Source organism: Ewingella sp. AOP9-I1-14 (genome assembly GCF_052375995.1).
Taxonomy (GTDB): Bacteria; Pseudomonadota; Gammaproteobacteria; order Enterobacterales; family Enterobacteriaceae; genus Ewingella; species Ewingella allii.
Genome location: NZ_JBQSVA010000002.1, coordinates 690,715 through 714,701, shown reverse-complemented (window position 1 = coordinate 714,701; position 23,987 = coordinate 690,715). Strand labels below are relative to the sequence as shown.

General features: G+C 52.8%; 20 protein-coding genes, 4 tRNA genes and 3 other RNA genes. 24 read left to right on the top strand and 3 right to left on the bottom strand.

What is annotated here, in order from left to right; all coding sequences use genetic code 11:
* Positions 1 to 38: 38 nt before the first annotated feature.
* The 24 genes from sucA (at position 39) to pnuC (ending at position 19,088) form a co-directional block, all read left to right on the top strand.
* On the top strand, positions 39 to 2,846 hold the full coding sequence (gene sucA / locus ACT3RT_RS08490; RefSeq protein ID WP_353501367.1) for a 2-oxoglutarate dehydrogenase E1 component: 2,808 nt from the start codon (positions 39 to 41) through the stop codon (positions 2,844 to 2,846).
* Between the two features lie 21 nt (positions 2,847 to 2,867).
* Entirely contained in the window at positions 2,868 to 4,094 is a 1,227-nt protein-coding gene (odhB, locus tag ACT3RT_RS08485; RefSeq protein ID WP_034788475.1) for a 2-oxoglutarate dehydrogenase complex dihydrolipoyllysine-residue succinyltransferase, read from the top strand.
* Positions 4,095 to 4,183: 89 nt separating this feature from the next.
* On the top strand, positions 4,184 to 5,350 hold the full coding sequence (sucC, locus tag ACT3RT_RS08480) for an ADP-forming succinate--CoA ligase subunit beta (RefSeq protein ID WP_034788478.1): 1,167 nt from the start codon (positions 4,184 to 4,186) through the stop codon (positions 5,348 to 5,350).
* On the top strand, positions 5,350 to 6,222 hold the full coding sequence (sucD, locus tag ACT3RT_RS08475) for a succinate--CoA ligase subunit alpha (RefSeq protein WP_034788481.1): 873 nt from the start codon (positions 5,350 to 5,352) through the stop codon (positions 6,220 to 6,222). The genes sucC and sucD overlap by 1 nt, the downstream gene beginning before the upstream one ends.
* 692 nt (positions 6,223 to 6,914) lie before the next feature.
* Positions 6,915 to 8,483 (top strand): cytochrome ubiquinol oxidase subunit I, encoded by a 1,569-nt coding sequence (gene cydA, locus ACT3RT_RS08470; RefSeq protein ID WP_496202811.1) that lies wholly within the window; start codon positions 6,915 to 6,917, stop codon positions 8,481 to 8,483.
* A 14-nt stretch (positions 8,484 to 8,497) separates the two neighbouring features.
* Positions 8,498 to 9,637: a cytochrome d ubiquinol oxidase subunit II gene (gene cydB / locus ACT3RT_RS08465; protein WP_353501368.1), complete on the top strand. Its 1,140-nt coding sequence runs from the start codon at positions 8,498 to 8,500 to the stop codon at positions 9,635 to 9,637.
* A 27-nt stretch (positions 9,638 to 9,664) separates the two neighbouring features.
* Complete coding sequence (gene cydX / locus ACT3RT_RS08460; protein ID WP_072009860.1) at positions 9,665 to 9,784, top strand: cytochrome bd-I oxidase subunit CydX; 120 nt, start codon at positions 9,665 to 9,667, stop codon at positions 9,782 to 9,784.
* A complete protein-coding gene (gene ybgE, locus ACT3RT_RS08455; RefSeq protein ID WP_353501369.1) occupies positions 9,784 to 10,077 on the top strand; it encodes a cyd operon protein YbgE in 294 nt (97 codons plus the stop codon). The genes cydX and ybgE overlap by 1 nt, the downstream gene beginning before the upstream one ends.
* A gap of 150 nt (positions 10,078 to 10,227) precedes the next feature.
* Positions 10,228 to 10,632 carry a tol-pal system-associated acyl-CoA thioesterase gene (gene ybgC, locus ACT3RT_RS08450; RefSeq protein ID WP_034788497.1) on the top strand — a complete coding sequence of 135 codons (405 nt, stop codon included), beginning with the start codon at positions 10,228 to 10,230 and terminating at the stop codon, positions 10,630 to 10,632.
* A complete protein-coding gene (gene tolQ / locus ACT3RT_RS08445) occupies positions 10,629 to 11,318 on the top strand; it encodes a Tol-Pal system protein TolQ (protein WP_034788502.1) in 690 nt (229 codons plus the stop codon). Before ybgC ends, tolQ begins: the two co-directional genes overlap by 4 nt.
* 11 nt (positions 11,319 to 11,329) lie before the next feature.
* Positions 11,330 to 11,758 (top strand): colicin uptake protein TolR, encoded by a 429-nt coding sequence (gene tolR, locus ACT3RT_RS08440; protein ID WP_034788505.1) that lies wholly within the window; start codon positions 11,330 to 11,332, stop codon positions 11,756 to 11,758.
* Positions 11,759 to 11,886: 128 nt separating this feature from the next.
* Positions 11,887 to 13,161, top strand: coding sequence for a cell envelope integrity protein TolA (tolA, locus tag ACT3RT_RS08435; protein ID WP_496202810.1), 1,275 nt, complete (start codon positions 11,887 to 11,889; stop codon positions 13,159 to 13,161).
* Positions 13,162 to 13,293: 132 nt separating this feature from the next.
* Complete coding sequence (gene tolB / locus ACT3RT_RS08430; protein WP_353501371.1) at positions 13,294 to 14,586, top strand: Tol-Pal system beta propeller repeat protein TolB; 1,293 nt, start codon at positions 13,294 to 13,296, stop codon at positions 14,584 to 14,586.
* Between the two features lie 46 nt (positions 14,587 to 14,632).
* On the top strand, positions 14,633 to 15,142 hold the full coding sequence (gene pal, locus ACT3RT_RS08425) for a peptidoglycan-associated lipoprotein Pal (protein ID WP_140470458.1): 510 nt from the start codon (positions 14,633 to 14,635) through the stop codon (positions 15,140 to 15,142).
* Positions 15,143 to 15,151: 9 nt separating this feature from the next.
* Positions 15,152 to 15,946 (top strand): cell division protein CpoB, encoded by a 795-nt coding sequence (gene cpoB, locus ACT3RT_RS08420; protein ID WP_496202809.1) that lies wholly within the window; start codon positions 15,152 to 15,154, stop codon positions 15,944 to 15,946.
* Positions 15,947 to 16,130: 184 nt separating this feature from the next.
* A tRNA-Lys gene (locus ACT3RT_RS08415) sits at positions 16,131 to 16,206 on the top strand.
* 14 nt (positions 16,207 to 16,220) lie between these two features.
* A non-coding RNA gene (locus ACT3RT_RS08410) (RtT sRNA) lies at positions 16,221 to 16,342 on the top strand.
* Positions 16,343 to 16,387: 45 nt separating this feature from the next.
* Positions 16,388 to 16,463 (top strand) — tRNA-Lys (locus ACT3RT_RS08405).
* A 14-nt stretch (positions 16,464 to 16,477) separates the two neighbouring features.
* Positions 16,478 to 16,599: non-coding RNA, RtT sRNA (locus tag ACT3RT_RS08400), on the top strand.
* 45 nt (positions 16,600 to 16,644) lie between these two features.
* Positions 16,645 to 16,720: transfer RNA gene (locus tag ACT3RT_RS08395), tRNA-Lys, on the top strand.
* A 79-nt stretch (positions 16,721 to 16,799) separates the two neighbouring features.
* Positions 16,800 to 16,875, top strand: a tRNA-Lys gene (locus ACT3RT_RS08390).
* A 14-nt stretch (positions 16,876 to 16,889) separates the two neighbouring features.
* Positions 16,890 to 17,011: non-coding RNA, RtT sRNA (locus tag ACT3RT_RS08385), on the top strand.
* 255 nt (positions 17,012 to 17,266) lie between these two features.
* Positions 17,267 to 18,328, top strand: coding sequence for a quinolinate synthase NadA (nadA, locus tag ACT3RT_RS08380; RefSeq protein ID WP_353501373.1), 1,062 nt, complete (start codon positions 17,267 to 17,269; stop codon positions 18,326 to 18,328).
* 37 nt (positions 18,329 to 18,365) lie between these two features.
* Entirely contained in the window at positions 18,366 to 19,088 is a 723-nt protein-coding gene (pnuC, locus tag ACT3RT_RS08375; protein ID WP_485902883.1) for a nicotinamide riboside transporter PnuC, read from the top strand.
* 65 nt (positions 19,089 to 19,153) lie between these two features.
* Here the strand turns inward: pnuC and zitB are convergent, their stop codons facing one another.
* Genes zitB through ACT3RT_RS08360 form a run of 3 tightly spaced genes read right to left on the bottom strand, consistent with a single transcriptional unit; the run spans position 19,154 to position 23,900 of the window.
* Positions 19,154 to 20,098 carry a CDF family zinc transporter ZitB gene (zitB, locus tag ACT3RT_RS08370; RefSeq protein WP_396130232.1) on the bottom strand — a complete coding sequence of 315 codons (945 nt, stop codon included), beginning with the start codon at positions 20,096 to 20,098 and terminating at the stop codon, positions 19,154 to 19,156.
* A gap of 8 nt (positions 20,099 to 20,106) precedes the next feature.
* On the bottom strand, positions 20,107 to 23,295 hold the full coding sequence (locus ACT3RT_RS08365; RefSeq protein WP_496202808.1) for an ATP-binding protein: 3,189 nt from the start codon (positions 23,293 to 23,295) through the stop codon (positions 20,107 to 20,109).
* Positions 23,292 to 23,900: a response regulator gene (locus ACT3RT_RS08360; protein WP_353501377.1), complete on the bottom strand. Its 609-nt coding sequence runs from the start codon at positions 23,898 to 23,900 to the stop codon at positions 23,292 to 23,294. Before ACT3RT_RS08360 ends, ACT3RT_RS08365 begins: the two co-directional genes overlap by 4 nt.
* Positions 23,901 to 23,987 lie beyond the last annotated feature (87 nt).

Here is a 23,987-nt window from a genome sequence, read left to right as displayed (position 1 = left end):
ACGGCGAAAACTAAAGCTTCAATGCTTAAGGGATCACGATGCAGAACGGCGCAATGAAGGCCTGGCTGGATTCCTCCTATCTGGCGGGTGCAAACCAGTCTTACATAGAACAACTCTATGAAGACTACTTAACCGATCCTGGTTCCGTTGACGATAGCTGGCGTTCAATTTTTAAACAGCTTCCGACAGTGGGTGTCAAACCAGAGCAACTCCATTCTCAAACACGCGATTATTTCCGACGTCTGGCAAAAGACGCTTCTCGCTATAACTCCGCTATCAGCGATCCGGAAACGGATGCCAAGCAAGTTAAAGTGTTGCAGCTGATTAACGCCTTCCGCTTCCGCGGCCACCAGAATGCAAATCTTGATCCTCTCGGCTTGTGGAAACTTGACGACGTGCCTGATTTGGATCCGGCTTTCCACAATCTGACTGAAGCTGATTTCCAGGAAACCTTCAATGTAGGTTCTTTTGCCATTGGTAAAGAAACCATGCAGCTCGGCGAGCTGTACAAAGCACTGAAGCAAACCTATTGCGGCTCTATCGGCGCTGAGTACATGCACATCACTAACACTGAAGAGAAACGCTGGATCCAACAGCGCATCGAATCCGTGGTAGGGCGCGCTAACTTCAGCGATTCAGAGAAGAAAACCTTCCTGAAAGAGCTGACCTCTGCTGAAGGTCTGGAACGTTACCTCGGCGCTAAATTCCCGGGAGCAAAACGCTTCTCGCTGGAAGGTGGCGACGCGCTGGTTCCGATGCTGAAAGAGATGATTCGTCACGCCGGTAAAAACGGTACGCGTGAAGTGGTGCTGGGTATGGCACACCGCGGTCGTTTGAACGTGCTGATCAACGTGCTGGGTAAAAAACCTCAGGACCTGTTCGACGAGTTTGCTGGTAAGCATAAAGAACATCTGGGCACAGGTGACGTTAAGTACCACATGGGCTTCTCCTCCGACGTGGAAACCGAAGGCGGCATGGTTCATCTGGCGCTGGCGTTTAACCCGTCGCATCTGGAAATCGTTAGCCCGGTGGTTATTGGTTCTGTTCGAGCCCGTCGTGACCGTCTGGACGAAGCGCGCAGTAACATGGTTCTGCCAATCACCATTCACGGTGACGCTGCTATCACTGGCCAAGGCGTCGTTCAGGAAACCCTGAACATGTCACTGGCTCGCGGTTATGAAGTGGGCGGTACCGTGCGTATCGTTATCAACAACCAAGTTGGTTTCACCACCTCTAACCCGAAAGACGCGCGTTCTACTGATTACTGTACTGACATCGCGAAAATGGTGCAGGCACCTATTTTCCACGTCAACGCAGATGACCCGGAAGCCGTGGCTTTTGTGACGCGTCTGGCACTGGATTTCCGCAACACCTTTAAACGTGATGTGATGATCGACCTCGTTTGTTATCGCCGTCATGGCCACAACGAAGCCGATGAGCCAAGTGCAACTCAGCCGCTGATGTACCAGAAAATCAAAAAACATCCTACGCCGCGCAAACTGTATGCCGATATTCTGGCTGAGCAGAATGTCGCCAGTGCGGAAGATGCGACCGAAATGGTTAATCTCTACCGTGACGCGCTGGACGCGGGCGACTGCGTGGTTGAAGAGTGGCGTCAAAATGACATGCACACTTTCACCTGGTCTCCGTACCTGAACCACGAGTGGGATGAAGAGTACCCGAGCAAGGTTGATCCTAAGCGTCTGCAAGAACTTGCTCGCCGCGTCAGCCATGTGCCAGAAGCGATTGAAATGCAGGCTCGCGTGGCGAAAATCTACGCCGACCGTATTGAAATGGCCGAAGGCAACAAGAAGTTTGACTGGGGCGGCGCCGAGAACCTGGCTTACGCAACATTGGTCGACGAAGGTATTCCTATCCGTATTTCCGGTGAAGATACCGGCCGTGGCACCTTCTTCCACCGCCATGCTGTTGTTCACAACCAGAAAAACGGTTCTGTCTACGTGCCGCTGTCTAACATTCATAACAGCCAGGGCGAGTTCAACGTCTGGGACTCCGTGCTGTCTGAAGAAGCGGTTCTGGCATTCGAATATGGCTACGCCACGGCTGAGCCGCGCACCCTGACTATCTGGGAAGCGCAGTTCGGTGACTTCGCCAACGGTGCTCAGGTGGTTATCGACCAGTTCATCAGTTCCGGTGAGCAGAAGTGGGGCCGCATGTGTGGTCTGGTGATGCTGCTGCCACACGGCTACGAAGGGCAGGGTCCAGAGCACTCATCCGCACGTCTGGAGCGTTATCTGCAACTCTGCGCTGAGCAGAACATGCAGGTTTGTATCCCGTCGACCCCGGCGCAGGTTTACCACATGATCCGCCGTCAGGCGCTGCGCGGTATGCGCCGTCCGCTGGTGGTGATGTCGCCTAAATCTCTGCTGCGTCATCCTCTGGCCGTTTCGACCATGGATGAGCTGGCAAACGGTAGCTTCCTGCCGGCAATCGGTGAGATTGACGAGCTGGATCCGAAGCAAGTTAAGCGCGTCGTGATGTGTTCCGGTAAGGTCTACTATGACCTGTTGGAGCAACGTCGTAAGAACGAGCAAACTGATGTCGCCATCGTTCGTATCGAGCAGCTGTATCCATTCCCGCACAAAGCAATTCAGGAAGTGCTTGAGAAATTCTCACACGTTCATGATTTCGTTTGGTGTCAGGAAGAGCCGCTGAACCAGGGTGCCTGGTACTGCAGCCAACACAATTTCCGTGAAGTGATTCCTTTCGGGGCTTCTTTACGTTACGCAGGACGTCCGGCGTCTGCCTCTCCGGCAGTTGGCTATATGTCCGTTCACCAGAAGCAGCAGCAAGATCTGGTCAATGACGCGTTAAACGTTAATTAACGAATTTTAGAAGGATTGAGAATGAGTAGCGTAGATATTTTGGTCCCTGACCTCCCTGAATCCGTAGCAGACGCCACGGTTGCCACCTGGCACAAAAAGCCGGGCGACAGTGTAGAACGCGATGAAGTTCTGGTTGAAATCGAAACTGACAAAGTGGTTCTGGAAGTGCCAGCAAGTGAAGCCGGTATTCTGGACAGCATCCTCGAAGACGAAGGTGCAACCGTTGTTTCTAAACAGATTCTGGCGCGCCTGCGTCCGGGCAACAGCACCGGCAAACCAAGCCAGGAGAAAGCGTCTGATAAAGAATCGACGCCTTCACAGCGCCACACTGCGGCACTGGATGACGAAAGCAGCGATGCACTCAGCCCGGCTATTCGCCGCCTGATTGCTGAGCACTCCCTTGACGCCAGCGCTATCAAAGGCAGCGGTGTGGGTGGTCGTCTGACTCGCGAAGATATCGAAGCGCACTTGGCTAAGTCTGGCAAAGACGCTAAGTCTGACGCGGCGCCGGCGAAAGCTGAAACTGCGGCTGCTCCGGCGATCGGCGCGCGTAGCGAAAAACGCGTTCCTATGACTCGTCTGCGCAAACGCGTTGCCGAGCGTCTGTTGGAAGCGAAAAACAGCACCGCCATGTTGACCACGTTCAACGAAATCAACATGAAGCCAATCATGGACATGCGTAAGCAGTACGGCGAAGCGTTCGAGAAACGTCACGGCGTGCGTCTGGGCTTCATGTCTTTCTACCTGAAAGCCGTGGTTGAAGCACTGAAACGCTTCCCAGAAGTTAACGCTTCTATCGATGGCGATGACGTGGTTTACCACAACTACTTCGACGTGAGCATTGCCGTTTCAACCCCACGCGGTCTGGTAACGCCAGTGCTGCGCGACGTTGACACGCTGGGTATGGCTGACATCGAGAAGCAAATCAAAGAGCTGGCCATCAAAGGTCGCGACGGTAAGCTGAAAGTAGAAGAACTGACCGGCGGTAACTTCACAGTGACCAACGGCGGCGTATTCGGCTCGCTGATGTCTACACCAATCATCAACCCACCGCAGAGCGCGATCCTTGGCATGCACGCCATTAAAGATCGCCCAATGGCGGTGAATGGTCAGGTTGTTATTCAGCCAATGATGTATCTGGCGCTGTCCTATGACCACCGTCTGGTTGACGGCCGCGAGTCAGTAGGCTTCCTGGTGACCATCAAAGAAATGCTGGAAGATCCGGCTCGTCTGCTGCTGGACGTCTAGTCCAAGCGGGTCAAGAAAAGAGATCGAAAAGTCTATGGCGCGGTGCGCCGTGCCATAGAGATGCCTTACTACTGAATGGATAGAACATCATGAATTTACACGAGTATCAGGCGAAACAGCTGTTCCTACGCTACGGCCTGCCAGCACCATCAGGCTTCGCCTGTTCCACTCCGCGCGAAGCGGAAGAAGCAGCATCAAAAATCGGTGCTGGCCCGTGGGTAGTTAAATGCCAGGTTCACGCTGGCGGCCGCGGTAAAGCGGGCGGCGTGAAAGTGGTTAAAAGCAAAGAAGAGATCCGCGCTTTTGCTGAAAACTGGCTGGGCAAACGCCTGGTTACTTACCAGACAGACGCACAGGGTCAGCCGGTAAACCAGATTCTGGTTGAAGCAGCGACTGATATCGACAAAGAGCTGTATCTCGGCGCAGTAGTAGACCGTAGCTCCCGTCGCGTGGTGTTCATGGCTTCTACCGAAGGCGGCGTGGAAATCGAGAAAGTGGCAGAAGAAACGCCACACTTGATCCACAAAGTTGCTCTGGATCCACTGGCAGGTCCACAGCCTTACCAAGGCCGTGAACTGGCGTTCAAACTGGGTCTGACCGGTAAGCAAGTTCAGCAGTTCACTAAGATCTTCATGGGTCTGGCGACTATCTTCCTTGAGCGCGACCTGGCGCTGATCGAAATCAACCCACTGGTTGTGACCACTGCTGGTGACCTGATCTGCCTCGACGGCAAGCTGGGCGCAGACGGCAACGCACTGTTCCGTCAGCCAGAATTGCGTGAAATGCGCGACCACAGCCAAGAAGATGCCCGTGAATCTCAGGCTGCTCAGTGGGAACTGAACTACGTTGCTCTCGACGGCAACATCGGTTGCATGGTTAACGGCGCGGGTCTGGCGATGGGGACTATGGACATCGTTAAACTGCACGGCGGCGAGCCAGCTAACTTCCTCGACGTAGGCGGCGGCGCAACCAAAGAGCGCGTAACTGAAGCGTTCAAAATCATCTTGTCTGATGAAAAAGTTAAAGCGGTATTCGTTAACATCTTCGGCGGCATCGTGCGCTGTGACCTGATTGCCGACGGTATCATCGGCGCAGTCGCAGAAGTGGGCGTCAACGTGCCAGTCGTGGTACGTCTTGAAGGTAACAATGCCGAGCTGGGCGCTAAGAAATTGGCGGACAGCGGTTTGAACATCATTGCAGCGACCAGCCTGACCAATGCGGCTCAACAAGTCGTCGCGGCAGTGGAGGGGAAATAATGTCGATTTTAATCAACAAAAACACCAAAGTTATCTGCCAAGGCTTCACCGGCAGCCAGGGTACTTTCCACTCTGAACAAGCGGTTGCTTACGGCACCAAAATGGTTGGCGGCGTAACGCCAGGCAAAGGCGGCACCGAGCATCTGGGTCTGCCAGTGTTCAACACTGTACGCGAAGCCGTGGAATCTACAGGCGCTACGGCTTCTGTGATCTACGTTCCAGCTCCGTTCTGCAAAGATTCCATCCTGGAAGCTATCGATGCAGGCATTAAGCTCATCATCTGTATCACTGAAGGCATCCCAACGCTGGATATGCTGATTGTGAAAGCTAAGCTCGAGCAAACTGACGTGGTAATGATCGGGCCAAACTGTCCGGGCGTTATCACGCCGGGCGAATGCAAAATCGGCATCATGCCGGGCCACATTCACAAGCCGGGCAAAGTGGGCATCGTTTCCCGCTCTGGTACCCTGACTTATGAAGCCGTTAAGCAGACCACTGACAACGGCTACGGCCAGTCAAGCTGCGTGGGTATCGGCGGTGACCCGATACCTGGCTCTAACTTCATCGATATCCTGAAACTGTTCCAGGAAGATCCACAGACTGAAGTTATCGTCATGATCGGTGAGATCGGTGGTAACGCAGAAGAAGAAGCAGCTGCTTACATCAAAGATCACGTGACCAAGCCTGTTGTGGGCTACATCGCGGGCGTGACGGCACCTAAAGGCAAGCGCATGGGCCACGCAGGCGCCATCATTGCCGGTGGTAAAGGTACTGCTGACGATAAATTTGCTGCATTGGAAGCCGCTGGCGTGAAGACTGTTCGCAGCCTGGCTGACATCGGCGACGCAGTAAAAGCGGTTCTGCCAAACTAAATAACTTCGCGTTATTATTTAAATTAAGGCCACTTTCGAGTGGCCTTTTTTATTGCTGCTATAATATTTAACAATTATCCATTTAGATGATTGTTTTTAACAATTAAGCGCTGGGTTAATTCGAAAATAAATAGGCGTAATTGAATTTATAATGTGGCGGAAATGATATTTGTTTCACCATAAATTCACAAATAATTAACCCATTGGCTTTCAATAAAACCGAATGAAACCAATAATTAACAATGTCTAAGATTTTTTGTAGAAAGCCTAAGAACAATATAGAAATAAATAGCCAGATAGGCTTAAATTGTTGCAGATCAATATCAGGGGATCCTGATGTTTCAGCCATTAATTGACCTGTAAATGGAAATACGATTTAGCTCACGCAAAAACCTATTTATTGTGTGGGATTAGTGGCGTAACATTGTCAACCTGTAGCATCAGTACCCAAGAACAGATCTAGGTTGCTAACTTTTCCAATCTTCACATCCCTTAGCGCTGCGGCCTTTTTTGCAGAGTTTTTGCCTACGCATGCGGTGAGATTGGGCGTCAAACGCTACAGTTATCAGTGGCGTATTTGACAGTTTTACTTGTTTGGCAGGTTTTGAAATTGGAAGTCATGAGGCGTTCCGGCAATCGGTTCGTCAGAGAGTCGCAAGTTGGAGTCTTCCTCCGAGGAGCAAGGGGTCAAGATGTTTGATATCGTTGAACTGTCGCGTTTACAGTTTGCTTTAACTGCCATGTACCATTTCTTATTTGTCCCATTAACGCTAGGTATGGCGTTTTTACTGGCAATTATGGAAACGGTATATGTACTTTCCGGCAAACAAATCTATAAAGATATGACCAAATTCTGGGGCAAGTTATTTGCAGTTAACTTTGCTCTGGGTGTGGCCACGGGTTTGACCATGGAATTCCAGTTCGGAACCAACTGGTCATATTTCTCACATTACGTCGGTGATATCTTTGGGGCCCCGCTGGCCATCGAAGGTTTAATGGCGTTCTTCCTCGAATCCACGTTAGTCGGGTTATTCTTCTTCGGCTGGGACCGTTTATCGAAAGTCCAGCACATGACGGTAACCTGGTTTGTCGCGCTCGGCTCAAACTTATCCGCACTCTGGATTCTGGTTGCCAACGGCTGGATGCAAAACCCGATTGCCTCGGACTTCAACTACGAAACCATGCGTATGGAAATGGTCAGCTTCTCCGAGCTGGTCTTAAACCCGGTTGCACAGGTTAAATTCGTTCACACCGTGGCGGCAGGTTATGTCACAGGTGCGATGTTCATTCTGGCTATCAGCTCTTACTACCTGTTGAAAGGTCGTGACGTAGGCTTCGCTAAGCGTTCATTCGCCATCGCAGCAAGCTTCGGTCTGGCTGCCACGCTCTCCGTTATCGTGCTGGGTGATGAATCCGGTTACGAAATGGGGGACGTGCAGAAAACCAAGCTGGCGGCTATCGAAGCAGAGTGGGACACCCAACCTGCACCGGCCAACTTCACGCTGATTGGCTTGCCAAATCAGGACAAGATGGAAAACGAATACTCCATCCAAATTCCTTACCTGCTCGGCCTGATTGCCACGCGCTCCGTCGATACGCCAGTGACGGGTCTGAAAGACCTGATGGCGCAGCATGAAGTGCGCATTCGTAACGGGATGAAGGCGTACACGCTGCTGGAAGAGTTGCGCTCAGGCAATACCGACCCAACCGTGCGTAGCGCCTTCGAGAGAACTAAGCAGGATCTCGGCTACGGCATGCTGCTAAAACGCTATACGCCGAACGTGGCGGATGCCACCGAAGCACAAATCCAGCAGGCGACCAAAGATTCCATTCCTCGCGTTCTGCCGCTGTACTTCGCATTCCGTATCATGGTGGCCTGTGGCTTCCTGATGCTGGCCATCATCGGTCTGTCGTTCTTCATGGTACTTCGCGGCAAGATTGGTCAGAAGCGTTGGCTGCACCGCGCGGCGCTGTGGGGCTTACCGCTGCCGTGGATCGCCGTCGAAGCAGGGTGGTTTGTTGCCGAATATGGCCGCCAGCCTTGGGCTATCGGTGAAGTCTTACCGACGGCTATCGCTAACTCTTCCCTGACTCGCGCTGACGTGTTGATGTCGATGGGGCTGATTTGCGGTCTGTACACCTTGTTCCTTATCGCTGAGATGTTCCTGATGTTCAAATTCGCCCGTCTGGGGCCAAGCAGCCTGAAAACTGGCCGCTACCACTTTGAACAACCTTCAGCACCGCTTGAACAAGCTCGGTAATAGGGAGTCTAGCTATGTTTGATTATGAAGTATTACGATTCATCTGGTGGGCATTGATCGGCGTGCTGTTCATTGGCTTCGCCGTGACCGACGGTTTCGACATGGGCGTGGGCATCTTGCTGCGCATTATTGGCAAAACCGACACTGACCGCCGTGTGATGATCAACTCCATTGCTCCGCACTGGGACGGCAACCAAGTCTGGCTGATCACGGCGGGCGGTGCGCTGTTCGCCGCATGGCCAATGGTCTATGCCGCCGCCTTCTCCGGCTTCTATGGCGCGATGATCCTGGTGCTCTGCGCCTTGTTCTTCCGCCCATTAGGTTTCGACTACCGTTCGAAGCTGGAAAACGCGCGCTGGCGTGGCATGTGGGACTGGGGCATCTTCATCGGTAGCTTCGTGCCTGCATTGGTGTTCGGCGTGGCGTTCGGCAACCTGCTGTTGGGCGTGCCATTCCACATCGACAATGACTTGCGCCTGTTCTACACCGGCAGCCTGTTCGAGTTGCTGAATCCGTTTGGCCTGTTGGCGGGTATCGTGAGCCTGACCATGCTCATCACTCAGGGCGCGACCTACCTGCAAATGCGTACCACCGGCGAGCTGCATTTACGCACTCGCACGGCATCGCAGATCTCAGCCTTGGTGATGATGGTGTGCTTCCTGTTAGCGGGCGTGTGGCTGGTGAAAGGGATTGATGGCTATCTGGTGACGTCGACGCTGGATCACGCAGGTCCATCGAACCCACTGCATAAAACCGTCGCACATCAAGCTGGTGCATGGTTGGTGAACTTCAACAATATGCCGAGCCTGTGGGCTATTCCGGCACTGGGCGTTATCTTGCCACTGTTCACCATCCTGTTCTCACGCATTAATAAAGGCGCACTGGCTTTCGTCAGTAACTCACTGACCATCGCTTGCGTTATTTTGACTGCTGGGATCACCATGTTCCCGTTCGTCATGCCGTCGATCACTAACCCTGACGCCAGCCTGACCATGTGGGATGCAACCTCGACATTGCTGACCTTGAAAGTGATGACCGTGGTGGCCTGTATCTTCGTGCCGATCATTCTGATCTACACCAGTTGGGCGTATTACAAGATGTTTGGTCGTCTCGACAAAACTTACATCGAAAACAACAAACACTCTTTGTATTAATCGTTCAACTGAACGGGAGATAACACTATGTGGTATTTTGCGTGGATCCTCGGGACTCTGTTAGCGTGCTCATTCGGCATTATTACCGCACTGGCTTTCGAGCACAGTGAAGAGAATAAAGCCGCTGCGGCGAAAGAGCGCGAATAATGAGCGCGCTCGCGGATAGAGTTTATGCCGTGACTGACAAGGGCCCCTTGCGGGCCCTTTCATTAGTGATGGCGCTCGTATTAGCTGGATGCGTATTTTGGCAACCGGGTGAATTCGCTTCTTCCACCAGTCAGCTGGAAGTCTGGCATGGGATCATTCTGATTTGGGCCGTTTGCACAGGCCTAATTCACGGCTTTGGATTCCGTCCCCATCGCTCTGTATGGAAAGCGTTCTTTTCACCACTCCCGGCGATGATTATTCTGCTGGCGGGGCTGGTTTACTTTTTTAGCTAGTTTGTTTATCTAATATTGATAGATATTTACACTACTTTTCCTATGGGCCATTCAGGCCCATAATTATTTTCGTTCCTGACTTGCAACCCATTCCCATCAAGAAATCTCTTGCGTATAGTAGGCCCGTCAAATTGCATTACGGGATGTAGAGTGAGTAATTCGTTGTTCCGATGGCCGGTCCGTGTTTATTACGAAGACACAGACGCTGGTGGGGTGGTCTATCACGCCCAGTACATCGCCTTTTATGAAAGGGCTCGCACAGAAATGTTGCGCCAACGCAATATTCACCAGCAACAGTTGTTGGATGAACACGTCGCTTTTGCTGTCCGCCGCATGACGGTCGAATACTTGGCTCCTGCTTGTCTTGATGACTTGCTGGATGTCCAAAGTGAGATAACGTCTATCCGGGGGGCCTCACTTACCTTTGCACAACGAATTCTTGATGCACGTGGCAACCTTCTGAGTACAGCAGAAGTGTTGATTGCATGTATCGATCCACACCAAAAGAAGCCAAGAGCGCTTCCTAAGTCTTTTGTCGCGGAGTTTAAGCAGTGACTGACATGAACATTCTTGATTTATTTTTAAAGGCCAGCATCCTGGTTAAGCTGATCATGCTTATTCTGGTGTGCTTCTCTGTCGCGTCTTGGGCAATCATCATTCAGCGCACTAAGGTGTTGAATGCTGCTACGCGTGAGGCAGAAGCGTTTGAAGATAAATTCTGGTCCGGTATTGAGCTTTCACGCCTTTACCAGGAAAGCCAGGGCCGTCGTGAGACTCTCACTGGCGCCGAACAAATTTTCCATTCAGGTTTCAAAGAGTTCGCTCGTTTGCACCGTGCAAACAGCCATGCGCCAGAGTCGGTCATCGACGGCTCCTCTCGCGCCATGCGTATCTCCTTCAACCGTGAAATGGAAACCCTCGAAACCCACATTCCTTTCCTCGGCACCGTTGGTTCTATCAGCCCATACATTGGTCTGTTCGGTACTGTTTGGGGGATCATGCATGCGTTCATCGGTTTGGGTTCTGTTAAGCAGGCCACCTTACAGATGGTTGCGCCGGGTATCGCCGAAGCCTTGATCGCTACAGCAATCGGTCTTTTCGCTGCAATTCCAGCAGTTATGGCTTACAACCGATTGAACCAGCGCGTGAACAAGCTCGAGCAAAACTACGACAACTTTATGGAAGAATTTACGGCTATCCTGCACCGTCAGGCTTTCTCTCGCGAAACAAGCAGTAACTAAAGGGGGATAGCATGGCTCGAGTACGTGGTCGCCATCGTCGCGAATTAAAGTCAGAGATTAACATTGTTCCGCTGCTCGACGTGCTGTTGGTACTGCTGCTGATATTTATGGCTACAGCGCCAATCATCACGCAAAGCGTGGAAGTTGATCTTCCTGATGCGACAGATTCTAAAACGGTATCTACTGATGATAACCCGCCGGTCATTGTTGAAGTTTCCGGTGTTGGTCAATACACCATCGTGGTGGATCATCAGCGTATGGAGCAGTTGCCGGAACAGCAGGTTATTGCGGAAGCAACCAGCCGTATCCAAGCCAATCCGAAGACAGTCTTCCTGATCGGCGGTGCAAAAGATGTTCCTTATGATGAAATCATCAAGGCGCTGAACATGCTCCATCAGGCAGGCGTGAAATCTGTCGGACTTATGACACAACCTATTTAACGATAGGTAATTTGTAACACTTATTGGAAACCCGGCTTTTCTTGGCCTGATAAAACAGTCGTCTGCAAAGCGATAACTGGTGCAGAAGAAATCCGGGTTTTTGGCAATCCTGTGTTGGGAAATCTATTTTGGTAAAGGCAACTGCAACTGAACAAAACGATAAGCTCAAACGCGCCGTTATTGTTTCGGTCGTTCTGCATATCATCATAATTGCCCTGCTTATCTGGGGATCGCTGGACGAAGATACCAGCATGAGTGGCGGTGGCGGCGGGAGTGACATCTCAGCCGTTATGGTTGATCCAAGCGCGGTGGTTGATCAGTACAATCGCCAGCAGCAGCAACAAGCCGATGCTCAACGCGCTGCCCAATCCCGTCAGAAAAAGTCCGAGCAGCAGGCTGAGGAACTTCAGCAGAAGCAGGCAGCAGAGCAGCAGCGACTGAAAGAATTAGAGAAAGAGCGTTTGCAAGCACAGGAAGATGCTAAGCAGGCGCAGGAAGATGCCAAAGAGCAGCAAAAACAGGCTGCTGAGCAACAAAAGCAAGCTGCTGCCGAGCAACAGAAAGAAGCTCAGGAGCAGGCGCAGAAGGCCGCCGCAGATGCTGCAGCCAAAGCGAAAGCCGAAGCCGCGAAGCAACAGGCTGATGCCGCTGCCAAAGCGAAAGCCGAAGCTGATAAAGTCGCCAAAGCTCAGGCTGACGCGCAGAAGAAAGCGGCTGCCGAAGCGAAGAAACAGGCTGAAGCAGAAGCCGCTGCCACTGCGGCAGCCGCCAAGAAGCAAGCTGAAGCGGAGGCCAAAAAGCAGGCTGAAGCTGACGCGAAGAAACAAGCTGCTGCTGACGCGAAAGCTGCCGCAGCCGCAGAAGCAAAAGAAAAAGCAGAAGCTGCTGCTCAGGCTAAGGCCGATGCTGCGGCAAAAGCGAAAGCTGATGCCGCCGCTGAGAAGAAAGCCGAAGCTGCCGCTGCTGCTAAAAAAGCGGCTGCTGACAAGAAAGCCGCTGCCGCCGCCGCGGCAAAAGAGTCTGAGTCTGTTGATGACCTATTTGGTGGTTTGGCTAACTCTAAAAACGCGCCGAAAGGCGGTGGTGGAGCCAGCGCGCCAGCAGGGCAGGGCAAGAATAAGGCGGCCGGTGCTTCTGGCGCAGATATCGCTAACTATGGCAGCCAGATTAAGGCAGCTATCGAAAGCCGGTTCTATGATGCTTCCTCGTATGCAGGCAAAACCTGTACGCTACGCATTAAAATGGAACCAGATGGCACACTGAAAAGTGTGACGCCAGAGGGGGGAGATCCGGCACTCTGTCAGGCAGCTGTTGCAGCAGCTCGACAGGCTAAATTCCCGAAACCACCTTCAGAAGCTGTTTACGAAATATTTAAAAATGCGCCATTGGACTTCAAACCATAGTAATAGTCGAAAGTTATCGTTTTTCGGATTATTACGAAGGTAAATGTGGTCGACTTATAGTTTTGTGTGCGTTGGTTTGTTAAAATTCTGCTAATTTATCGCGGGCAGATCGGTCCAGATAAGGGAGATACAATGAAGCAGGCATTTCGAGTAGCGTTTGGCCTTTTGATACTGTGGGCGTCTGTGTTACACGCAGAAGTTCGCATTGAAATTACCCAAGGGGTCGACACCGCGCGCCCAATTGGCGTGGTGCCTTTTAAATGGGCTGGTCCTGGTAATCCACCGGAAGATATCGGTGCTATTGTTGCTGCTGACTTACGTAACAGCGGTAAATTTAATCCAATTGATGCATCACGCATGCCTCAACAACCGACAAGCGCATCAGAAGTCACCCCTGCTGCCTGGACGGCGCTGGGTATTGATGCCGTAGTGGTTGGTCAGGTTCAGCCAAGTGCTGACGGCAAGTATTTGGTTTCTTATCAGCTGGTTGATACCTCTGGTTCACCAGGTACTGTTCTGGCACAAAACCAATACCAAATCACTAAGCAGTGGCTGCGTTATTCCGCACACACCGCCAGTGACGAAGTGTTTGAAAAATTAACCGGCATTAAGGGTGCTTTCCGTACTCGTATTGCTTACATCGTGCAGACCAACGGCGGTAAATTCCCGTACGAATTACGCGTTGCTGACTACGATGGCTACAACCAGTTCGTGGTTCACCGTTCACCAGAGCCTTTGATGTCTCCGGCTTGGTCTCCAGACGGTAGCAAACTGGCCTACGTAACATTCGAAAGTGGGCGTTCTGCTCTGGTTGTACAGACTCTGGCTAATGGCGCAATCAAACAGATCGCCTCATTCCCGCGTCACAACGGTGCTCCAGCGTTCTCTCCAGACGGCAGCAAACTGGCCTTCGCCTTGTCTAAAGGCGGCAGTCTGAACGTTTATGTAATGAATCTTGGCTCGGGTCAAATTACCCAAGTTACTGATGGACGTAGCAACAACACCGAACCAACCTGGTTCCCAGATAGCCAGACTCTGGCTTTCACCTCGGATCAGGGCGGTCGTCCACAGCTTTATAAAGTCGGTATTAATGGCGGTGCGCCTCAGCGTCTGACCTGGGAAGGTTCTCAGAATCAGGACTCTGATATCAGCTCGGATGGTAAGTTCCTGGTTATGGTGAGCAGCAACAATGGCTCGCAGCACATCGCTAAACAAGATCTAGTAACGGGAGCCGTTCAAACATTGACGGACACGTTCCTGGATGAAACGCCTAGTATCGCCCCAAATGGCACCATGGTGATTTACAGCGCCTCTCAAGGTCTGGGTTCCGTGTTGCAGTTGGTCTCGACTGATGGGCGTTTCAAAGCGCGTCTTCCGGCAACTGATGGACAGGTAAAATTCCCTGCCTGGTCGCCGTACCTGTGATGCATATAAAACTATGTATGGCAAAAATTATAAAAGGATCAACGAGATGCAACTGAACAAAGTGCTTAAAGGGCTGCTGCTGGCTGTGCCTGTACTGGCAATCGCCGCGTGTAGTTCTCACAAAAGCGCAGACAATGGCCAATCTGGTATGGGCGCTGGCGCTGGCACTGGTGCAGAGAGCGGCAACATGTCTTCTGAAGAGCAAGCGCGTCTGCAGATGCAAGAGCTGCAAAAGAACAATATCGTTTACTTCGGTCTGGACAAGTACGATATCGCTTCTGACTTCGCTCAAATGCTGGATGCGCATGCTGCATTCCTGCGCAGCAACCCTTCATACAAAGTGACTGTTGAAGGTCATGCGGATGAACGTGGTACTCCGGAATACAACATCGCTCTGGGTGAGCGTCGTGCTACTGCAGTTAAAATGTACCTGCAAGGCAAAGGCGTTTCTGCTGACCAGATCTCTATCGTTTCTTACGGTAAAGAGAAGCCAGCTGTACTGGGCCACGACGAAGCGGCTTACGCTAAAAACCGTCGTGCCGTACTGGTATACTAAGAGAGTCGCATGAGCAGTAACTTCAGACATCACTTGTTGGGTCTGTCGTTACTGGTTGGCGTAGCGGTCCCATGGGCCGCTACTGCCCAAGCGCCAATCAGTAATGTCGGCTCAGGCTCGATAGACGATCGAGTCACCTCTCTGGAGCGTATTTCTAACGCTCACAGCCAACTATTAACTCAACTTCAGCAACAACTCTCTGACTCCCAACGCGATATTGATTCTCTCCGTGGTCAAATTCAGGAAAACCAATATCAGTTAAGCCAGATTGTTGATCGCCAAAAGCAAATTTATCAGCAGATGGACAGTCTTAGCAGCCAGAGTTCTGGTAATGCGAATGCTGCCGCTTCAGGCGCTGCTGGTGGAGCTGCTGCCGGCGCAGCCACTGATTCATCCACTCCTGCCCCTACGCAGGCTCCTGCGAGCACGGGTGATGAAAATACTGACTACAATGCTGCCGTTGCACTTGCCCTGGAAAAGAAACAGTACGATCAGGCTATTTCAGCTTTCCAGGCGTTCATCAAGCAATACCCGAAATCGACTTACCTGCCTAACGCCAACTATTGGTTAGGTCAGTTGTATTACAACAAAGGTAAGAAAGATGACGCGGCTTATTTCTACGCCGTGGTGGTTAAAAGCTATCCAAAATCTCCAAAAAGTTCGGACGCGATGTACAAGGTTGGGGTGATCATGCAGGAGAAAGGGCAGGCTGATAAAGCCAAGGCTGTCTTCTCGCAGGTCGTAAAACAGTACCCAAATACCGATGCGGCTAAACAAGCTCAAAAACGCTTGTCTTCACAGTAATTCGTTATTCAGGCCCAGAAAACATCCATTTCGATGGTTTTCTGGGCTTGAATGCGTGAAGAACAAGCAGTCAGAGTTTTTTCTTCAATTAAACGTTGCACTGAAAAGTTATATAAGTAATATATGCCGCCGTTGCCTAGGCAACTGTAACGCGTTAAAGCAGCGAGAGATTTAGTGTTTGAGCGGGCCGTTAGCTCAGTTGGTAGAGCAGTTGACTTTTAATCAATTGGTCGCTGGTTCGAATCCAGCACGGCCCACCACTTTCGAAGTGGAACTCAGAGTAAAGCAGTGCAGGATGAGAACCTTTGGTTCGAGCCGAGCGAAGCGAGACGACAACGCAATAGCGTTGCCCGTAGGGTGAGCTCGTAGAGCGAATCAATCCAGCACGGCCCACCACTAAATCTTAAGTGATTTAACGTTGAGTATTAAGAAGTAGACCGTGGGCCGTTAGCTCAGTTGGTAGAGCAGTTGACTTTTAATCAATTGGTCGCTGGTTCGAATCCAGCACGGCCCACCACTTTTTCAGTGGGACACACGGTAAAGCAGTGCAGGATGAGAACCACTGGTTCGAGCCGAGCGAAGCGAGACGACAACGCGAACGCGTTGCCCGTAGGGTGAGCTCGCAGAGCGAATCAATCCAGCACGGCCCACCACTTCTTAGTCACTCGATAGATATTTGTAGTACCGCAACACAGCGCGGGCCGTTAGCTCAGTTGGTAGAGCAGTTGACTTTTAATCAATTGGTCGCTGGTTCGAATCCAGCACGGCCCACCACTTTTAGATAAGTGGCAGCATAGGGAGTGATTCGTTTTCAACGAATTGCGCAGCAGTAAGAAGTATCGCGACATACCGCGGGCCGTTAGCTCAGTTGGTAGAGCAGTTGACTTTTAATCAATTGGTCGCTGGTTCGAATCCAGCACGGCCCACCACTTTCTAAGTGGGACTCAGAGTAAAGCAGTGCAGGATGAGAACCACTGGTTCGAGCCGAGCGAAGCGAGACGACAACGCGAACGCGTTGCCCGCAGGGTGAGGTCGAAGACCGAATCAATCCAGCACGGCCCACCACTTCTCTGACAAGAATCTGTTAAGAGAAGCAGACTAAAACGCCTCAAGGCGTTTTTTTCGTTTCTAGCCCTCCTAAACCTCCAATCTCGTCACCTTTTTTAAGTCCCTTAAACACTTTTATCTTAAAGCACAAAATATAAGCGACTTTTCTCCACATCTGCGCTATTTTGTTTAGCATACAAAACAAATGGGTGTTTTATCCCATTATTGGTGCCTTTGTCAGACTGAGCCCCTGACGACAAGAGATGATGAGCGATGAGCGAGACTTTAGATCTGAACGCCGCGGTGTATCCATTTCCTCCCAAGCCTGTGCCTTTAAGCCAGGATGAAAAAGCCTTCTATAAAGCCAAGATTAAAACTCTGCTGAAGCAGCGCAATGCGGTGATGGTTGCGCACTACTACACTGATCCTGAGATTCAGCAGCTAGCTGAGGAGACGGGCGGCTGTGTGGCAGACTCGCTGGAGATGGCGCGCTTCGGCAGCCAACATCCGGCTTCAACCTTGTTGGTTGCAGGCGTGCGCTTTATGGGCGAGACGGCGAAGATCCTCAGCCCGGAGAAAACCGTGCTGATGCCAACTCTGAATGCCGAGTGTTCTTTAGATCTTGGCTGCCCTGAGCAGGCGTTTTCTGATTTTTGCGACAGTCACCCGGATCGCACCGTGGTGGTTTACGCCAATACCTCGGCGGCAGTAAAAGCCCGTGCAGACTGGGTGGTGACCTCCAGTATCGCGGTGGAGTTAATCGAGCATCTCGACAGTCTGGGTGAGAAAATCATCTGGGCTCCTGACCGCCACCTCGGTAACTATGTGCGCAAGCAGACGGGCGCCGACGTGCTGTGCTGGCAGGGCGCCTGCATCGTGCATGACGAGTTTAAGACGCAGGCATTGTCGCGCATGAAGGCGCTGTATCCTGACGCGGCCGTGTTGGTGCATCCTGAATCTCCACAGGCGATTGTGGATATGGCCGATGCCGTGGGTTCTACCAGCCAGCTGATTCAGGCGGCCAAGAGCTTGCCTAATAACAAACTCATTGTGGCCACCGATCGCGGTATTTTTTACAAAATGCAGCAGGCGGTGCCGGATAAAGAGTTGTTCGAAGCGCCAACTGCCGGTGAAGGTGCCAGTTGCAGAACCTGCGCCCACTGCCCGTGGATGGCGATGAACGGCCTGAAAGCCATTGCCGAAGGATTAGAACTGGGCGGTGCCCAGCACGCGATTGAAGTGGATGAAGCCCTTCGCGTGAAGTCATTGATTCCACTGAACCGCATGCTGGACTTCGCCGCGCAGCTTAAGCTGCGAGTGCAGGGTAACGCTTAAACATTTTCATTAACGAAGGCTACAGAAGGGAATCGCGATGGATTTTTTCAGCACCAGCAATATTCTGGTTCATATCCCGCTCGGTAAAGGCGGCTATGACCTGTCGTGGATTGAAGCTATCGGCACGCTGTTTGGTCTGCTGTGCATCTGGTTTGCCAGCAAAGAGAAAATCATTAACTACCCGTTTGGGCTGATTAACGTCACGCTGTTCGCGGTGATCTTCTTCCAGATCCAGCTTTATGCCAGCCTGCTGCTACAGATATTCTTCTTCGCCGCCAACATTTATGGTTGGTACGCGTGGAGTCGTCAGACTGAAGATAAGCAAGCCGAGCTGCAAATCCGCTGGCTGCCCCGTGGTAAAGCGTTGGTATGGGGCGCGGTCTGCGTGGTGGGCATTCTGTTTATGACTTTCAATATCGACCGCGTTTTTGCGGCACTCAGTCTGCTAGCCGTTAATCTGATGCAAGGGCTGGGGCTGAATGTGCATATGCCTGAACTGCAACCCGACGCCTTCCCGTTCTGGGACTCATCAATGATGGTGCTGTCGATCATCGCCATGCTGCTGATGACACGCAAATATGTGGAAAACTGGCTGGTGTGGGTGGTTATCGACGTGATTAGCGTGGCGATTTTTGCTTATCAGGGCGTGTATGCCATGGCGCTGGAATACGTGCTGTTGACGCTGATTGCCCTGAATGGCTCGTGGCTTTGGATTAAGAGCGCCGCTCAGAATGGCTCTAAGCCGCTACAGCGCGTTTAAACAGTAAGTTAATACGATTTACTCAAGAGCCTCCCTGTGGGAGGCTCTTGGCGTTTAAGGTGGGATTAATGATGGTGATGCGCGTGGCTGTGACCAAGATGGCTATGGCCGTCATCTGCAACGCTGTCGCTGATCACACAGTCTGGCGTGCTGCAGGTACCATATTCCATCTGAATCGTGGCGTGGCCGATACGGTATTTATCCAGCAAGTAAGCCTGAATCCGGCCTAACAGCGCGTCGTGGTCGTGAGGTGGCACAACCTGCACGTGCAGCGTCATCAGGCGTTTCTCGCCAATTTGCCAGACGTGAACGTGATGAACGCTGCGCACTTCGGGAATAGTGACCGACAAGTCTTTGCGCAGTTTCTCAATATCAATTTCCTGCGGCGTGCCTTCCAGCAGTTCGTGGAAACTCTCCTTCATCAAGCGCCACGCATTGCTTAGCACCAGACAGGAAACTAGAACCGACAGAATCGGGTCAATAGGCGTCCAGCCGGTTTTCATGATGATAATGGCTGCCGCCACGGCACCAATCGAGCCGAGCAGATCACCCAGCACGTGGAGCGCCGCGGCGCGCACGTTAATATTGGCTTTCTCCTCGCCCTGGTGCAGTAACCAGAATGAGAACAGATTGGCAATCAGGCCGGCAATACCAATCGCCAGCATGGTGCCGCCCATCACAGGCTGTGGGTTGGCGAAGCGGACGATGGCCTCCCACACTATCAGGATGACGATAACCAGCAGGGCGGCAGCGTTGACGAAGGCCGCCATGGTGGTCAGACGCAGATAGCCAAAGGTGTGGCTGGCGCTCGGTTTGCGTTTCGCGAAATGCACGGCCAAGAGTGCAATGAGCAGGGCCGCGGCGTCGGTGAGCATATGCCCAGCATCGGCGATCAGGGCCAGCGAGCCGGAGATCAGGCCGCCAATGACTTCGACAACCATGAAAACGACGGTAACCAAAAAGGCTAACAATAACCGACGGCTATTTTTATCCTGAGGTAAAAATGACATAGCTTTCCTTAAGTAATGATTTGCCGGTTTTCAGCAGCCGGATTGACTTGTCTATCAAGCTGCTGAAGCAAATCCTGCAACAGTTGATGCATTGTAGTATAGGCTTCGGGCGCAGTCTTGCCTTGCTGGCAGGCGTTGATCACCGCCTGAAATGCCTCTGCGGGGTGCGAATAGCCCAGAATCAGCAGGCTGCCCTTCATTCTATGGGCCGCATCTTTCAGAGTTTCCCTATCTTCCACGGCGTAAGCCTGAGCCGCGCGCTGCTGGTCGACCCGCAGGGTGTGAAGCAGCGTCTCGCGCAACTTCTCAATTAGCCTCGGGTCGTGATTGCCCGTCAGGGCCAAACGCTCGCCAATATCTTGAAATAGCGAGCTATTGCTGGGAAGCAGTTGGCGGATATCCTCCAGTAAAATCGGCTTGGTCAGGCAGTGCGGGACTTTAAGCTGTTGCAGCGGCAGGCGGGTGAACTCCTGCACATCCGCCGAGCAGAGCACGATTTGGCTGGCAGCAAGCTGTGGATGCTGGCGCTCGCGGCGGCGGATCAGCTTGGTCAGCAGCACGCCGTCGGGGCGCGGCATGTTGTAGTCAATAAACAGCAGTTCAAATGGGCGCTCGACGTGCGCCCGCAACAGCGCACGGCCATCATCAAACAGGGTCGCGGTGATGCCCAATGCCGAGAGCTGGCGCTGCATCAGTAGCAGATTGGTCGGGTGGTCATCAATCACCGCCACGCGAAGCTGGCTCAGGCTGGGAGCCGAAGGCGCTGGCGGCGGGGCGAGAGTTGGCTCGTGGGTTTCTGCCGCCGGAAGCATCACCCGCACCTCAGTTCCCGCATCCGCACGCGAGAGCAGTTCAATCTTGCCGGACATCTTATCGACAATCTCTTTGCACACCGACAGGCCCAGCCCGCTGCCCTGAACCGAGAAGCGCTGGGCACCTTTGGCGCGGTAATAGGGATGGAAAAGCAGTTCGGCCTCGTCGGGATCAATGCCGCACCCGGTATCCAGCACGCGAATATCCAGCTCATCCTGCTGCCAGCGCACCTCAACCCGGATTTCCCCTTCCGCCGTAAATTTGATCGCATTGCCAATCAGGTTATTCATCACCTGCATCAATCGGTCGGGATCAATGAGCCATCTTGCGGGCAGAGAGGAGAGGGCGATGACCTGAAAATCGACCGGTTTCTTACCCATTAGCGGCGGATAAAGGCGGCTAAGCAGGGCAATCCACTCAGTAGGCGACATCGGCTTGGGTGCCAGCGTCAGAATGCCGCTGTCGAGGCGGGCGTGGTCCTGAAGGTCATTCAGCAGGTTCATCAGCGACGACGCGGAGCTGTAAATCACCGGCAGATTTTCGCTGGTGGCGGGCTGGCGCTGAAGTTCCAGTTCGAGCAGGCCGAGAATGGCGTGCATCGGCGTGCGCAGTTCGTGGCTCAGCGTGGCGAGGAATTGGCTCTTGCTGCGGTTTGCCTCCTCCGCCTGCTGGCGCGCCAGTTCAATCATCTGCCTTTCCTGTTGCTCTTTGCGCTGCTCGCGGCGCTGTAGCCACTGGCGGCGCGCGAGGATCACCAGCAGCACCGCGACGACGCTGGCAAGCAGGCCGAGGAGCCACGTAGTTTGCGGCGGCATGCGATTGTCATTGACCGCATCAATCACATTGCGGCGATCGCTGGTCCAGTCATCGCGCAGCGATTGCAGCGTCTGCGGCGGGATCTGCTGTAGGCTTTTGTCCAAAATTGACAGCAGCAGCGGAGAGGCCGCGTCGACGCCAAAGGAGATGGGGTAGGAGATATTATTGGCGGCGAAAGCCAGCTTTATCTGGCCGGAATAGCGCGAAAGCGAGATGAAGTTGGCCGAAACAATATTATCGATCAGCGCGTCGATTTGCCCATTAGCCAGAGCGTCATACAGGGTTTGGGTATCGTCGAAGGCGATTTGCTGGACGTCCGCGGGAAGCAGAGACGCGGCGAGATCCCCGCGCATGACGCCAATCCTTTTACCAGCCAGATTCTGCCACGTGGAGACACCTTCGCTGCTTTGGCGGACATACACGCCCCACAGCGAGCGATGGAAAGGCATGCTGCTGAGGTAGTTCTCGCGCGAATTCGCCGACAGTGGCAGCACCGCGCGGAACAGCGCCTGCCCCTGACGCACCTGAGCATCGGCGCGCTGCGGGTTGCTTCCCCAAACTGGTTCGAACTTCAGCCCGGTGTTTTGCGCGATGATGTTGAGAATATCCACCACGTAGCCGTGCGGCAGCCCGTCGGATCCGCGATAAACGAAGGGATAATTGTTCTCCGTCGCGGCATAGTTGACCTGCGGATGTTGATGAACCCACTCTTGTTCCATCGCCGTCAGCGAGGCATTTCCGGCGTCCAAATAGCTAGGGATCGGCTTATTCCAGCGGCCTTGCAGGGTGTTCATCACCTCCATCGGCGTGGTGGTGATGGTCTGGTTGAGCACCTCGAGCAGGGCCGGGTTTCTACTGACGAAAACAAAGGAGAGGTTGCCAAAATCCAGCGCGCTTTCAATGCGATAGATTTGGCCGAGTTGCAGCTGATCCAAAATGAAACTGGCGCTGGCCTCATCGGCAATCAGGTAATCACTTTTGCCATTAAGCAGGGAGTAAATAGCCTGCAGGTTGTTGTCGAACAGGTGGACGTCAGGGGTTAATTTTCTAATACGATCAAAAGCCTGCATGCCGGTCATCTTACTAATGGCGATTTGGGCGTCGTGGGAATTGACCATGACCTGACGGCCGTTTTGCCGGTTGCGCAGGACACGCAGCGGGCTGACGTAATAAGGTTTTGACGCCCACATCCCCGAAGGCAGGGCGTTTAGCGGGATGCCATAAAACAGGTCGATCTCCCCCTGAGCCAGCGCGCTCTGCAAAGCGGGCAGGGAAGGGTAGCCGCGCAGGTCCAGTGTGATACCTAATGCCTGCTGGACATAGCTCAGATAGTCGGCGTTTAGCCCATAAAAATCATTGTTGATCAAAATGTTGTAGGGGCTTGTATTGTCGCTGAGAATGCCAATGCGCAGCGTTTTTCCGCGCCACGGATTGTTGACCCCGTTGAGTAAAACGTCGGTGGGCAGGCTGAGATTATTCATTAAGTGCAGGGTGGTCGGCGCAGCCTGAAGGGGAGAAGTCAGCAGCAAAAACAGCGTCAGCCACAGGCCGTGAAGAGCCTTTCTCACTGCTGTAACTCTTTATAAACGGCTGCTAGCTCGAACAGGTTCTTGGCGCCGGTTTTACGCAGAATAGTATTTTTATGGGTGCTGACGGTTTTATTGCTGATGTTGAGCATGTCGGCAATTTGCACGTTCGACAGCCCCTGCGACAGCAATCCGATGACCTGCAACTCTTTCGGCGTCAACGCCAGCGTCTCTTCCACCTCTTCTTGCAGGCAAGGGTTGATGAAGTCGGGGAAACTGCGCTCGCCCTGACTCAGCGCGTCAATGGCGGCGATAAGCTGCGGCATCGGCTGGCCCTTGCTGACAAATCCGCAGGCACCGGCGTTAAAGGCCAGGCGAGCGTAAACCTCTTCCTCCTGAGCAGTGTAAATCAGCACGGTGAGGTCGGGATAATGGCGCAGCATGCGGCGCATAAGCTGTAAACCGTCCACCTGCGGCAAGCCAATATCCAGCACCACGAGGGCAAATTGCTCCTCCGCCAGAGACGCCATCGCCTGAACGTCGTCCGAGACGCTGGTCATCTGCCATGAAAAATTCGATTTTTGCAGGGCAGCTTCCAGGGCAACCTGAACTAAGGGATGATCGTCAACGAGGAGCAAGGCTGGCATAAAATACGTTCACTGCATGTGGCCAAAAGGACTTTCAGCATAACCGAAGCCGGATCGCTTGCAAACGCCGATAAAAAAAGGGAGCCG